The organism is Methylobacterium sp. NPDC080182, from assembly GCF_050281105.1.
Taxonomy (GTDB): Bacteria; Pseudomonadota; Alphaproteobacteria; order Rhizobiales; family Beijerinckiaceae; genus Methylobacterium.
The window spans coordinates 46975-60197 of the sequence record NZ_JBNNWO010000027.1 but is presented as its reverse complement, the minus strand read 5'-3'; the positions used below and the strand labels follow the sequence as shown (position 1 = coordinate 60197).

Annotated in this window: 13 protein-coding genes; 6 read left to right on the top strand and 7 right to left on the bottom strand. The window is 73.1% G+C overall.

Translation table 11 applies throughout. The features are described 5' to 3' along the window. Window positions 1-2633, bottom strand: a 2633-nt coding sequence (locus tag ACQKQD_RS30715; RefSeq protein ID WP_427510503.1) for a DNA translocase FtsK, incomplete at its 3' end; no start/stop codon positions are given. 485 nt (window positions 2634-3118) lie between these two features. Here ACQKQD_RS30715 and ACQKQD_RS30710 point away from each other — a divergent pair. The 3 genes from ACQKQD_RS30710 (at window position 3119) to ACQKQD_RS30700 (ending at window position 6211) form a co-directional block, all read left to right on the top strand. After that, a complete protein-coding gene (locus tag ACQKQD_RS30710) occupies window positions 3119-5182 on the top strand; it encodes an NAD(+) synthase (RefSeq protein ID WP_427510501.1) in 2064 nt (687 codons plus the stop codon). A gap of 115 nt (window positions 5183-5297) precedes the next feature. Next, window positions 5298-5528 carry a hypothetical protein gene (locus ACQKQD_RS30705; RefSeq protein ID WP_020092738.1) on the top strand — a complete coding sequence of 77 codons (231 nt, stop codon included), beginning with the start codon at window positions 5298-5300 and terminating at the stop codon, window positions 5526-5528. A gap of 272 nt (window positions 5529-5800) precedes the next feature. Next, window positions 5801-6211 (top strand): PilZ domain-containing protein, encoded by a 411-nt coding sequence (locus ACQKQD_RS30700; protein WP_020092739.1) that lies wholly within the window; start codon window positions 5801-5803, stop codon window positions 6209-6211. Between the two features lie 16 nt (window positions 6212-6227). On the opposite strand, the gene ACQKQD_RS30695 is transcribed toward ACQKQD_RS30700, so the two are convergent. Further along, window positions 6228-6665 (bottom strand): HIT family protein, encoded by a 438-nt coding sequence (locus tag ACQKQD_RS30695; protein ID WP_427510500.1) that lies wholly within the window; start codon window positions 6663-6665, stop codon window positions 6228-6230. 161 nt (window positions 6666-6826) lie between these two features. On the opposite strand from ACQKQD_RS30695, the gene ACQKQD_RS30690 reads away from it, so the two are divergent. Then, complete coding sequence (locus tag ACQKQD_RS30690; RefSeq protein ID WP_427510499.1) at window positions 6827-7786, top strand: cation diffusion facilitator family transporter; 960 nt, start codon at window positions 6827-6829, stop codon at window positions 7784-7786. Window positions 7787-7820: 34 nt separating this feature from the next. On the opposite strand, the gene ACQKQD_RS30685 is transcribed toward ACQKQD_RS30690, so the two are convergent. Continuing rightward, a complete protein-coding gene (locus ACQKQD_RS30685) occupies window positions 7821-8780 on the bottom strand; it encodes a LysR substrate-binding domain-containing protein (protein ID WP_427510498.1) in 960 nt (319 codons plus the stop codon). 107 nt (window positions 8781-8887) lie between these two features. Here ACQKQD_RS30685 and ACQKQD_RS30680 point away from each other — a divergent pair, with 107 nt between their 5' ends. Beyond that, window positions 8888-9610 carry an SDR family oxidoreductase gene (locus ACQKQD_RS30680; protein ID WP_427510497.1) on the top strand — a complete coding sequence of 241 codons (723 nt, stop codon included), beginning with the start codon at window positions 8888-8890 and terminating at the stop codon, window positions 9608-9610. Between the two features lie 53 nt (window positions 9611-9663). Then, window positions 9664-10062: a nuclear transport factor 2 family protein gene (locus ACQKQD_RS30675; RefSeq protein ID WP_427510496.1), complete on the top strand. Its 399-nt coding sequence runs from the start codon at window positions 9664-9666 to the stop codon at window positions 10060-10062. Between the two features lie 26 nt (window positions 10063-10088). On the opposite strand, the gene ACQKQD_RS30670 is transcribed toward ACQKQD_RS30675, so the two are convergent. The 4 genes from ACQKQD_RS30670 to ACQKQD_RS30655 form a co-directional block, all read right to left on the bottom strand. Continuing rightward, complete coding sequence (locus ACQKQD_RS30670) at window positions 10089-10943, bottom strand: SDR family oxidoreductase (protein ID WP_427510495.1); 855 nt, start codon at window positions 10941-10943, stop codon at window positions 10089-10091. 10 nt (window positions 10944-10953) lie between these two features. Then, entirely contained in the window at window positions 10954-11133 is a 180-nt protein-coding gene (locus ACQKQD_RS30665) for a DUF1328 domain-containing protein (protein WP_010685332.1), read from the bottom strand. A gap of 136 nt (window positions 11134-11269) precedes the next feature. Then, window positions 11270-12649, bottom strand: coding sequence for a chloride channel protein (locus ACQKQD_RS30660; RefSeq protein ID WP_020092746.1), 1380 nt, complete (start codon window positions 12647-12649; stop codon window positions 11270-11272). Window positions 12650-12767: 118 nt separating this feature from the next. After that, a complete protein-coding gene (locus ACQKQD_RS30655) occupies window positions 12768-13073 on the bottom strand; it encodes a GCG_CRPN prefix-to-repeats domain-containing protein (protein ID WP_082557827.1) in 306 nt (101 codons plus the stop codon). Window positions 13074-13223: the final 150 nt, after the last annotated feature.

The following is a 13223-nucleotide window of genomic DNA, read 5'->3' as shown; positions in this document are numbered from 1 at the left end:
AGACGCTGGATCGCCCCCTCGATGTCCTTGCCGGCCACCATCATCAGGTCGGCCATCTCGTCGACCACGATCACGATGTACGGCAGCGGCGCCAGGTCCATCGCCTCCTCTTCGAACACCGCCTCGCCGGTGTGGCGGTCGAAGCCGGTCTGGATCGTGCGCGTGATGGTCTCGCCCCGGTCGCGGGCCTCCTTCATGCGGGCGTTGTAGCCGTCGATGTTCCGGACGGCGATCTTGGCCATCTTCTTGTAGCGCTCCTCCATCTCGCGCACGGCCCACTTGAGGGCGATGACCGCCTTCTTGGGGTCGATGACGACCGGGGAGAGCAGGTGCGGGATGCCGTCGTAGACCGACAGCTCCAGCATCTTCGGATCGACCATGATCAGGCGGCACTCCTCGGGCTTGAGCCGGTAGAGCAGCGACAGGATCATGGTGTTGATCGCCACCGACTTGCCCGAGCCGGTGGTGCCGGCGACCAGGAGGTGCGGCATGCGCGCGAGGTCGGCGATGATCGGCTCGCCGCCGATGTTCTTGCCCAGGCACAGCGCCAGCTTGTGCTTGCTCTCGGCGAAGTCGGCCGACGAGAGCAGCTCGCGCAGGTACACGGTCTCGCGGGTCTCGTTCGGCAGCTCGATGCCGATGACGTTCCGGCCGGGGACGACCGCGACGCGGGCCGAGACCGCCGACATCGACCGGGCGATGTCGTCCGACAGGCCGATCACGCGGCTGGACTTGGTGCCCGGCGCGGGCTCGAGCTCGTAGAGGGTGACGACCGGGCCCGGCCGCACCGCCAGGATGTCGCCGCGCACGCCGAAATCCTGGACCGTCTGCTGCAGGTTGAGGGCGTTCTGCTCCAGCACGTCGGCGTCGACCTCCTCGCTGCCGCCCGGCGCCGGCAGGGCGAGCAGTTCGAGGGACGGCAGCTCGTAATCGGCGTTCTCGATCGGCGCGATCTCGAGGTGGCGGCCGGCCGGGATCAGGTGTGCCCGCGGCGCCACCAGGGGGACCGACGCCGGCGCGGGGGCCGGCAGGGCCGCGACCTCGATCGCCTCGACGGCAGCGGCGACCGGCTCGGCCTCGGCATCGATCTCCGCCTCGATCTCCGTCTCGACCGGCTCCGGCTGCGGCGCCAGCTTGCCGCGGAGCAGGACCGGGCGCGGCGTCATCGGGATCACAACGCGCTCCGCCTCGGCGCGCGCGGCGACCGGCGCGGCAACGACCGGGGCGGGACCGGCTTCGGGCACGGCCGGGGGTGGCGGCGGGACGGCGGTCGGCTGGCCGGCCGCGCGGATCGCCGCCCGCGCTGCCATGGCGCTGAGAGCCGGCGCGCGGCGGGGCGCCTCGGACGCGGGGGCGGCCGGAGGCTCCGCCGCAACGCTGCCGGGGCCGAAGACCAGCGACAGGCCGGACGCGGCCGGCGGCGCGACGGGCGGCAGGAAGGCGCTCCGGATCGAGGCGGCCTCGTCCATCCGCTGGCCGGTCTCCGTCCCGTTATCCTGCCCGTCGGCGGGACGCGGCGGCTGGTCGAACCGGACGAGCCGGTCGAGCACGTAGACCGGCCGCGGCGGCAGCGACCGCAGGTGCGAGATGTCGAGGGGCATGGAGACGAAGCGCTCGTCGGACGCCGCCGGCGCCGAGACGGCGGCCGGGGTCGGCGCGACTTCGGCGGGCTGCGCCTCCAGGGCCGACCAGGCATCGACGGACGACCAGTCGCCGCCGTCGAACCAGGGCTGGACCTCGGACCAGTCCGGCAGGTCCGACCAGTCGCGGGCCGGGGCCTCGGCGACCGTCTCGACCGGCGCGGCGGCGACCAACGCGGCCGCGACCGGGGCGATCGCCGCCGTGGAGGCGGCCAGCTCGACCGCGGGCCGGACCGGGCGGCGGTCCGGCGTGCGGAAGAAGCGGACGCCCGGCGGCGCGACGAAGGGCTGGCGCCACAGCGGCACCGGCTCCGCGTCCGGCGCGGCGGCTTCGGGCAGGGCCGGCACGGCTGCGGCGCGCACGGCCGCCTCGGCCGCGATCCGCGCGCGCTCGACCCGCTCCTGCTCGGCCTCTTCGCGGGCGGCCCGCTCGGTCTCCAGGGCGAGGGCAGCGGCCTGCGCCTCGGCACGGGCGCGCTCCAGGGCGACGCGCTCGGCCTCGAGGGCGCGCTGGCGGCGCTCCTGCAGAACCGAATCAGGGGTGCGGGTGTAGCGCACCGCCGAGGGCGCGGCCGGCGCCGGCGCGGCGGCCGGCGTCGCGACGTGGTCGGTCACATGGCCGGTCACATGGCCAGCGGCATGGCTCGCGAGCGGAGCCGCGGCCGGCGCGTAGTCGGGGGCGATGGCGGCGGGGCGGCGCGGCTGGCGCACCAGCACGCCCGGCGAGGAGGCGCTGCGGTCGATCCGGCTCTCGAAGATCGGGGCGTCCAGGGCGTCGAGGCTCGCCCGGTCGTCGAAGACCTGGGCCGGCCAGTGTGGCTCGGGCACCGCGGGGCGCGGGGCGCGCTCGGAGCCCTCGCGGCCGACCATCGCGCCCGGCGGGGTGAGCCAGCTCGGCTCGGCCCGGCGCCCGGGCGCGCCGTAGGACGGGCGGGCGGGCAGGCCCGCGGGAGAGCCGGAGAGGCGGCGGGTGAGGCTCGCGCGGAGCGCCATCAGCCGGTGCGCCAGGGCTCCCAGGGAGAGGCCCGAGCGGTCGCCGCCGCGGACAGGGCGGGCGGGGTCACGGTGGGAGTACGGAGGCCGTCCCGATGCGCGCATGGGTTCTCAGACGATACTCGAAACAGGGATCCGCCGACGCGCGGCGGCTGTTCCTGAGTTAGGCCATTCGTCGTTAATGGAGGCTTGCCGTCGGCCGCGGCGCGGAAACCATGCGGGACGTTCGGCCCGGCGCTCCGGCAGGGCCCCGCATCGCCGCGGCCGGGCCGTCACGGCCACCGGCGACCGATTCGAACGCGGAATCTCGAGGTAACGACGCCCGATGGACCGGAAATCGCGATCTGGGCCCCGTCCCGATCCGCCGCAGCGCAGTCTCTCGCGATGACGTCGGGAACCGGCCAGGGCGCGAACAGGCTCCGCGCCGCCCCCCGCCCGCGTCCGCTATAGTAACCCGCAGCCACCCCTCACCCGGACAGGTGCCCGTGTCTCCAGCCACCTCCGAATCGCCGGCCCGCTTCCGCTCCCTCTACCGCCACGGCTTCGCCCGAGTCGCGGCCTGCACCGGCCGGAGCCATCCGGCCGAGCCCGAGCGCAACGCCGACGTCGTCCTCGACCTTGCCCGGACCTGCCACGATTCGGGCGCGGTGCTGGCGGTCTTCACCGAGCTCGGCCTCTCGGCCTACGCGATCGAGGACCTGCTGCTCCAGCAGACCCTGCTCGACGCGGTCGAGGCCGCGGCCGCCCGCGTGATCGCCGACTCGGCCCGTCTCCGGCCGCTGCTGATCGTCGGCGCGCCCCTGCGCTGGCGGCACCGCGTCTACAACTGCGCGCTCGCCATCCAGGGCGGCCGCCTGCTCGGCGTCGTCCCGAAGACCTTCCTGCCGAACTACCGGGAGTTCTACGAGAAGCGCCACTTCGCCTCCGGCGCCGGGATCGTCGGCGAGACCGTCCGGGTCGCCGGTCAGGACGCGCCGTTCGGCACCGACCTGCTGTTCCCGGCCGAGGACCTGCCGGGCCTCGTGGTCGGGGTGGAGATCTGCGAGGACCTGTGGGTGCCCGAGCCCCCCGGCATGCGCGCCGCGCTCGCCGGCGCCACCGTGCTGGCGAACCTCTCGGGCAGCCCGATCACGGTGGGCCGTGCCGAGTCGCGGGCGCTCCTGTCCCGGGCGGCCTCGATGCGGGGCGCCTGCGCGTACGTCTACGCGGCGGCCGGCCAGGGCGAATCGACCACCGACCTGTCCTGGGACGGCCAGACCAGCGTCGACGAGCTCGGCGTGCGCCTCGCCGAGGGCGAGCGCTTCCCCGAGAAGCCGGTGACGACGCTGGCCGACATCGACCTCGACCTGATAGCCCAGGAGCGCCTGCAGGCGGGCAGCTTCGACGACGACGCGCGCGGCCGCGCCCTGCCCTATCGCCGGGTGCCGTTCCGGCTCAACCCGCCCGAGGCCGATCTCGGCCTGATCCGGCGGATCGAGCGGTTCCCGTTCGTGCCGGCCGACCCGTCGCGCCTCGCGCAGGATTGCTACGAGGCCTACAACATCCAGGTCGCCGGCCTCGCCAAGCGCCTGGAGGCCACCGGCACCCGCAAGGCCGTCATCGGCGTCTCGGGCGGCCTCGATTCGACCCACGCGCTGATCGTGATCGCCAAGGCGTTCGACCGCCTGGGATACCCGCGCTCGGACATCCTGGCCTACACGCTGCCGGGGTTCGCCACCTCGAACGCCACCAAGACCAACGCCCACGCGCTCATGAAGGCGCTGGGCTGCACGGCCGCCGAGATCGACATCCGCCCGGCCGCCAAGCAGATGCTCGCCGACATGGACCACCCCTTCGCCAAGGGCGAGGCGGTCTACGACGTGACCTTCGAGAACGTGCAGGCGGGCCTGCGCACCGACTACCTGTTCCGGCTCGCCAACCACGCCGGCGGCATCGTGGTCGGCACCGGCGACCTCTCCGAGCTGGCGCTCGGCTGGTGCACCTACGGCGTCGGCGACCAGATGAGCCACTACGCGGTCAATGCCGGCGTGCCGAAGACGCTGATCCAGCACCTGATCCGCTGGGCGATCGGCAACGGCGAGGTCGGCCCGGACGAGGCGCGCACCCTCCAGGCGATCCTCGACACCGAGATCTCCCCCGAGCTGGTGCCGGTCGACCAGGACGACAGCCCGCAGAGCACCGAGGGGACGATCGGCCCCTACGCGCTGCAGGATTTCAACCTGTTCTACACGCTCCGGTACGGGTTCCGGCCCTCGAAGATCGCCTTCCTGGCGCTGCACGCCTGGGGCGACAGGGAGCGCGGCACCTGGGCGCCCGACTTCCCGGAGACCAAGCGGGTCGCCTACGACCTCCCGGAGATCCGCCGCTGGCTCGGGGTGTTCCTGAGCCGCTACTTCGGCTTCAGCCAGTTCAAGCGCTCGGCGCTCCCGAACGGGCCGAAGGTCTCGGCGGGGGGCTCTCTGTCGCCCCGGGGCGACTGGCGCGCGCCCTCCGACGGGTCGGCGCGGATCTGGATCGACGAGTTGAACCGAAACGTCCCTGAAACTTGACCGTCACAAACTCGACCGATTGTGCCATTATGAGCACGGTCAAGCCGATTCTTCGCAATGCGAAATCTTGTATTGGGAAAATTGGCTTCGAGGGCGGCCAGGCGGAGGACTTCGGATGCGAAGCTACAACCTGTTCCAGCTCAAGGGCGAGGAGGGCCTCTGCTGCGCGGTGCCGGAGGCCAGCACGGTCCCGCCCTTCATCGGCGCGGGTCGCTGGACCTTCGGCGGCAAGCTGGGCGACGGCGGCCGGCAGCCCCTCGACTTCGACGGGCGGGCCGCCGACACCGCGGTGCGCTTCAACGGCTTCTACCTGTTCCAGACCGTGGACCGGCGCTTCATCGCCTGAGCGGGACATGACCGTCACGGCGAGCGGGACGGCGTCGGGACGATCGGCGCGGTCCTGCCGGGTCGCCGCTCCGGCCACGGAACGACGAACCGAAATCGTCGCGGGTAAATTGGACCGGCCCGGGGCGCGGACTCGCTCTTCCGGAGCCTTGGCGGCAGCACGTTACCGGTATCGAGCCCTATAGCGGGCCTCGACTCGGCGATCGCGACCAAGATTCCTTAAGGGCTCGCGTGCAGGTTTCGCTGAACCGTCAGCTGTCCGGAGCCGCCCGCATGTCGGAGCATCGCAGAGAGGCGCGCCAGAGGGTCTTCCTCAAGGGCCGCATCGTCTTCAACAACGGGTCGTCGAGCCTCGACTGCCTGGTGCGCGACATGTCCCCCACCGGCGCGCGCCTCGTGATGAGCGAGGCCACCACGCTTCCGGACGCGTTCGACCTCTACATCCCGCAGAAAGACCGGACCTACCGAGCCACCCTGCGCTGGCGCCGGGAGGACGGCATCGGCGTGACCTTCGAGGCGCCGGCCCGGGCCGGCACCGCGCCCGCTTCGCCCGATCCGGCCGCGACGGACGCCTCCGTGACCCTGCTGCTGAAGCGCATCAGCGAGCTCGAGACCGAGAACGCCGCCCTGCGCCGGCTGCTCGCCAGCATGGCCCAGTCGGGCGACTCGGCGAGCGCGGCCTGATCCTCATGCCTGGGCGTCAGGCCTGTGCCTCGAGCGCCGCGCGGATGCGGGCGGCGTGCTCGGCGAGGACCCCGTTATCGGCCATCCCGCCCTCGTGGCGCTTCAGCGGCACGCCCTCGCGCCGTGGGATAATGTGGACGTGCAGGTGGAAGACGGTCTGGCCGCCGGCCGGCTCGTTGAACTGGAACACGGTCAGACCCTCGGCCCGGAACGCCGCCTTCAAGGCGCGGGCGACCTTCTGGACGCTCGCCATCAGGGCGCCGAGCGAGTCCGGGTCGGCGTCGAGCAGGCCCCGGGCCGGCGCCTTCGGGATCACCAGCGTGTGGCCCTCGCCCTGGGGCATCACGTCCATGAAGGCCAGGGTGTGGGCGTCCTCGTAGACGCGGTGGCAGGGGATCTCGCCCCGCAGGATCTTGGCGAAGATGTTGTCGGGATCGTAGCGGGCGTCGGCCATGCTGCCTCCGGGACTCCTTGAGCGGCCGCAGGTTGCACGGGGCACCGGCCCGCGTCCACACGGGAACAACCTGCGCGCAGCGACGCTTGCATCGCCGCGGCGGCGGCGCCGTGCCGGGGTCCGAGAGCCCGGTGTCCCCCAGACCGCGCAGGGAGTTCCGGATGGCGCACGAGAGCACGGGAGCGATCTACGCGGCGGCGGGCGCCAACCTCGCCATCGCGGCGGCGAAGTTCGTGGGCGGGGCGCTGACCGGCTCGACCGCCATGCTCGCCGAGGGCGTACACTCGGTGGTCGACACGGCGAACCAGGTGCTGCTCCTCGTCGGCATGAAGCGGGCCGAGCGCCCGGCCGACGCCCGCCACCCGTTCGGCTACGGGCGCGAGATCTACTTCTACGCCTTCGTAGTCGCGCTGATGATCTTCCTCGGCGGCGGACTGTTCGCCGCCTACGAGGGGATCGAGCGGGTCCGCCATCCCGAGCCGGACGTCGATGCCGAGCTGTTCGGCTACCGCCTGCCCGGCCTCTGGGTGAACGTCGCGATCCTGGGCTTCGCCATCGCGGCGGAGGGCACGTCGTTCTTCGTTGCGATGCGCCAGTTCTGGGCCGAGAAGGGCAAGCACTCGGCCGTGCGGGCGATCCGGCGCAGCAAGGACCCGACCCTGTTCACGGTGCTCGCGGAGGACACCGCCGCCCTGATCGGCCTGCTGATCGCGCTCGCCGGCGTGGCCCTGTCCCACCTCTTGGAGATGCCGAGCCTCGACGGCTGGGCGTCGGTCGGCATCGGCCTCGTGCTGATCGGCATGGCGGCGTTCCTGATGGTCGAGACGCACGGTCTGCTGATCGGCGAGGCGGCCGATCCCGAGGTCGTAGCGGCGATCGCGGAGCTGGTCCGCGGCGAGCCGGGCGTGGTCCATGTCAACGAGGTGCTGACCCAGCACCTCGGCCCGTCCGACATCCTGGTCAATCTCAGCATCGACATGACCGACGATCTCAGCGCCGGCGAGGTCGAGAGCCTCGTCACGCGCCTCGACCGGGCGCTGAAGGCGCGCAGCCCCGACGTGACCCGGGTCTTCATCGAGATCCAGCAGCAGGGCGACCACACGGTCCGGGCGGCCGCCTGAGGGGTGCCGCCTCGCCGGCGCGCACGGACCTCTGTCAGGCGGCCGCACCGGGCGTCGGGGCCGGCGCGAGCACGCCTTCCCAGGGGACAGGCGACGGGAAGACCTCGTCGAGGAAAGCGAGGAACGCCCGCACGTTCGGGCTGCCGCGCCGGCTCTCCGGCCAGAGCGCCGTGAAGACCGAGCGCTCGACCGCGAAGTCCTGCAGGATCGGGATGAGCGCGCCCCGCCCGACATGCGGTGCGGCGATGTAGGTCGGCGAGATGCCGATACCGCCACCGGCCACCAGCACCGCCGTCACCGCGTCGCTGAAATCCGCGACGATGCCGGTATCCGGCGTGATCTCGACCCTGCGGCCGCCCACGTGGAACGGCCAGCGCAGGGCCTGCCCCGTGCTCTGGAAGCGGAAGTTCACGCAGTCGTGGTGGACCAGATCGTCCGGATGCCGCGGCGTGCCGCGCCGCGCCAGATAGGCCGGGGCCGCGAAGGCGCAGACCCGGTGCGGCGCGAGGCGGCGCGAGACCAGCCGGGAATCCGCGAGGTCGCCGACCCGGATCGCGACGTCGATGCCCTCCTCGATCAGGTCCACGAAGCGGTCGCTCAGGCGCAGGTCGACCGACAGCTTCGGATGGCGCGCGCGGAAGCGTGGCAGGGCCGGCGCGAGCAGGTGGACGCCGACCGGGATCGACGCCGCCACCTTCAGAGTGCCGGCGGGCTCGGAGCGTGCCGCGACCGCCGCCTGCTCGATCGCCTCGGCCTCGCGGAGGAGCCGCAGCGCGCGCTCCTGCAGGTCGCGCCCCTCCGGCGTCAGGGTCAGCGAGCGGGTGGTCCGGGTGAAGAGGCTCACGCCGAGCCGCGCCTCCAGCCGCTGCACGCTCTTGCTCACCGCCGAGGGCGAGATGCCGAGGGAGCGGGCGGCCGCCGAGTAGCTGCCGAGGGAGGCGGAGCGGGCGAAGGCGACGATGCCCGTGAGCCGGTCGAGTCCGATCTGTTCCATGACGGCACGACTGAAGCGAAGAGCGGACCGATTATCAAGGAGGGATCGCTGGCCCAATCTCCCGTCCATCGGCGCCGCGCTGGCGGCGACCGGCCAGGTTTCCCGCCATGAGCAGCACCCTTCAGGATCGCACCGTCGTGGTCTTCGGCGGCACCTCGGGCATAGGCCTCGCGGCCGCCCGCCAGGCCAGGGCGGCGGGCGCGGAGGTCGTCGTCGTCGGCCGCCACGCGGCGGGCGCCGAGCGGGCCGCGGCGGAGAACGGCTTCGCCGGCTGGCGCGCCGCCGACGTGACGCGGCCCGAGACGATCGCGACCGCCCTGGCCGACATCCCGCGCGTGGACCACCTCGCGCTGCTGGCCGGGACCTTCGTGGCCGGCAGGGTCCTCGAGGCCGAGGTCGAGCACCTCGCGCGGGCCTTCGACGAGCGGATCTGGGCCGCCATTCACGCCCTGCGCGCCCTCGGCGGCCGGCTCGCCGGGGACGGCTCGGTCACCCTCATCTCCGGCGCCCTGGCGGACCGCCCGAGCGCCCAGGGGACTGCCGTGCTGGCGGCGGCGTCGGCCGCGATGGAGGCCTTCGCCCGCGGCCTCGCGCTCGAACTGGCACCGGTGCGGGTGAACGCACTCTCGCCCGGCACCACCGACACCCCGCTCCTGGCCCGCACGCTCGGCGCCCACCGTGACGCCTACGTGGCCGGGCTGACCGAGAGGCTGCCGCAGAGACGCCTCGGCACCGCCGAGGAGGCCGGTGCCGCCGTCGTCTTCCTGATGAGCAGCGGCTTCATGAACGGCGAGACCCTGCACATCGACGGCGGCGGCCGCCTGATCTGAGCTGCCGGCCGCCGCGCGGCACGCCCGACAACCCCCTTCGAAGGAGACGCGCGATGTCCGATGGCACGGAGGCCGCGCCGGCGACGGAGCCGGACTACGACCGGCTGCTGCGCGCCAATCTCGCGCGGATCTTCAACGCGCGGGACGCCGGCGCGCGGGCGGCCGCCCTGGCCGAGCTCTACGTGGCCGAGCCGACCCTGTTCGAGCCGGACAACGTCGTGCGCGGGCGGGCCGCGATCGCCGCGGTCGCCGGGGCGCTCCTGGACCGGTTCGGGCCGACCTTCCGCTTCGTGCCCGTCGGCACGGCCGCCGGACACCACGGCGTGGGATCGCTGCGCTGGGAAGCCGGTCCGGAGGGCGGCCCGGTCGCGGTCACCGGGACGGACGTTGCCGAGATCGTCGACGGCAGGATCGCGCGACTCTGGGTGCTGCTCGACCCGCCGGCTGCCTGAGACCGCCACCGCCGAACGATCCGACTTCAGTCGCTCCGGCTTACCTGCCGGAGGCTCAGCGCCCAGAGCCGCTCCTGGACGGCCTCGTCGCGGCTCTCCGCCGAGGAGACCTTCGGCCGCCCGTGCGAGAAGTACTGGCCGGTGACCCCGTCCAGTTCCGGGTCGCTGGCCACGTGGAGGGAGGTCCGCGCGCCCTTCTCGGGCGTGATCAGGAACGGCCGAATCAGTGCCCAGGCCGCGCCGAGCAGGCCGCCGGTGTTCTTGGCGAAGCCGGTATTGACCACCCCCGGATGGACGGCGTTCGCCGTAATGCCGCTGTCGCGCAGGCGCCGGGCGAGCGCGTAGGTGAACAGCACGTTGGCGAGCTTGGCCTGGGCATACGCGCCCATCGCCCGGTAGCGCCGGGCGCCCTCGACGTCGTCGAAGTCGATGTGCCCCCGGTAATGGGCCGCCGATGCGACGTTGACGATCCGCGGCTTCCCGCCCGCCGCCGCCGCGTCCTTCAGCGTGTCGAGGAGTTCGAGGGTCAGGAGCACGTAGCCCAGATGGTCGAGCGCCCAGGTCCGCTCGATCCCGTCGACGGTCAGCGTGCGCCGGTCGAAGATCGCGCCGGCATTGTTCACCAGCACGTCGAGGCGCGGATAGGCCGCCCGCAGGGTCCCGGCGAGCCGGCGGATCTCGGCCTGCGCGGACAGGTCCGCGCGGTGCGGCTCCACGGCGGCGCCGGGCACCGCGGCGCGGATCCTGTCGGCGCAGGCCTGCAGCTTCCCGCTGTCCCGGCCGACCATGGCGACCCGCGCGCCGAGGCGCGCGAGACCGAGGGCCGTCTCGTAGCCGATGCCGCCGGTCGCCCCGGTGACGAGGCAGACCGCGCCGCGCACCGCGCCGGCCTCAGAACACCGCCTGGCCGACCGCGAAGGCGATGACCACGATCACGATGGCGATGAGCAGGAACAGGCCGAACAGGATTCGGGCCAGCGAGCCGGCGCCGGAGGCGATGCCGGTGAAGCCGAGACCGCCGGCGATCAGCGAGATCACGAAGCAGATGAGGGCCCATTTCAGAAGGGTCATGGCGTCACTCCGGCTGCGCCCCGGCGCGGGGCCTGATGCTGCTGCCTCAACCGACGCCAAGCGAGACCGTTCCGCGGATTCGGGGCCGGTCCGCTTTTATTCTTACCCGCGTCCGGCCGCTCGGTCGGGGATGCGGTCAGCCGGTCTTCGCCACGGGCTGCGCCGGCACGTCGGCCCGTTCCAGCATGATCTCCGCCAGGGTGTGGTAGAGGCCGCCGCGGCAGATCGCCTTCGAGGCCGCGTCGGCCAGGAGCGCCGCGACCATCAGGGGGATCACCATCGCGTGGTTCTGGGTCATCTCGGTGACGATGACGAAGCTGGTGATCGGCGCCTGCAGCACGCCCGTCAGGTAGGCCACCATCCCGATCAGCACGACGGCGCCGACGGGCATGCCCGGCAGGAATCCGTGGACCGTGCCGCCGAGGCCGGCCCCGACCGCCAGGGACGGCGCGAACAGGCCGCCCGGGATACCGCTGATCGAGCTGAGCACGGTGGCGGCGAATTTCAGGGGCGCGTAGGTCCAGCCGGCCGTCGCGTCGCCGTGGAGGATGGCCTTGGCCTCCTCGTAGCCGGTCCCGTAGGCGGCGCCCCCGGAGGCGAGGCCGCACAGGGCGACGCACAGCCCGCAGGCCGCCGCGAAGATCACGGGCCGCTTCCGGATCATCCGTCCGGCCGCGCCCGGCAGGCCGCGGGCGAACAGGATGACGAGGCGGCTGAACAGGCCGCCCGCGAGGCCGCCGACCACGGCGATCAGCGGCACGATCCAGCTGGCCGCCAGCGGCAGGGCGGCGTCGGTCGTCCCGAAATAGGTATAGTTGCCGAGGAGCCCGAGCGAGGTCAGGCCCGCGGCCACGATCCCGGCCACGATCAGGCCGGAGGAGCGCGCCTCGTAGGCGCGTCCCAGCTCCTCGATGCCGAACACGATGCCGGCGAGGGGCGTGTTGAAGGCCGCCGCGACGCCGGCCGCGCCGCCCGCGAGGAGCAGCCCGGGCAGGCGCTCCGGGGTCAGGCGGCCGAAGGCGGCCATGATCGCGGCGCCGACCTGCACGGTCGGCCCCTCGCGGCCCGCGGAGGCGCCGCAGAACAGGCCCAGGAACAGGACCAGTACCTTGCCGAAGGCCACGCGCGGCGAGATCAGGGAGTAGCGGAAGCCGGTATCTCGGGCGTGGCGGGCGGCGATCACCTGCGGGATGCCCGAGCCCTGCGAGTTCGGGAAGACCGTGAGGGCGAGCAGCGCCGCGAGGGCGAAGCCCGCGGGCGTCAGCACCAGGGCGATCAGCGGCGACGGCGCGGTGAGCCGCCGGAACCCGTCCTGCGCGAGGTCGGCGCCCTTGGCCATCAGCACGGCGGCGAGGCCCACGCCGATGCCGCCCACGAGGAAGAGCAGCCGCCCGCGCCAGAGCGGATAGGCCTCCATCGAGGCCGACCGCAGGCGCATGATCGAGCGGCGGTAGCGCGACCGTTGCGGGGGCGGAGCATCCGTCGTGTCCCGCACCTCGTCCCGCTTCTCGACCATGAAAGAGCACCTCGTCCGCGCAGTGAGAGCGGACGCTATAGCGCAATGGTCAAGGAAAGGCCCCTCCGCGGGCTAGACGGGGGCCGGCACCGGCGTGCCGGCCCCGCCGCTCAGCCGATCACCACCTGTGGTGCCAGGCCGCCCGATGCCAGCCGCCGTGATGGTGCCAGCCCCAGGGGCGATGCCAGCCCGCGTGGCGCCAGCCCCACCGATGGTGCCAGCCCCAGGGACGGCCCCAGCCGTAAGCCACCGGCCGGGCGTAGTAGACCGGGCGGTACGCGTAGGGGCGCCAGTTCGGCTTGCACCAGCCTGACCAGCCCCGGTGGAAGCCCGGGCCGCAGCCCTGGGCAGCCTCCGCCGTACCGGCCGTGGCGGCCAAGGTTCCGAGCGCGAGGAGTGCTGCGCCTGCCAGCTTCATCCGCATCGTCGTCCTCCGTTCAGTTTCGAGCAGCGCGATGATCCGACCCCAGTCCGACCGAGTTGTCGCCGGATCATGTCCGGCCGTCCGCGACGGGCCGGAAGTGGGCTCGAAACATCCGAGGCTGGGGAAGCGTTTCTTCACGAACCTGTGCGC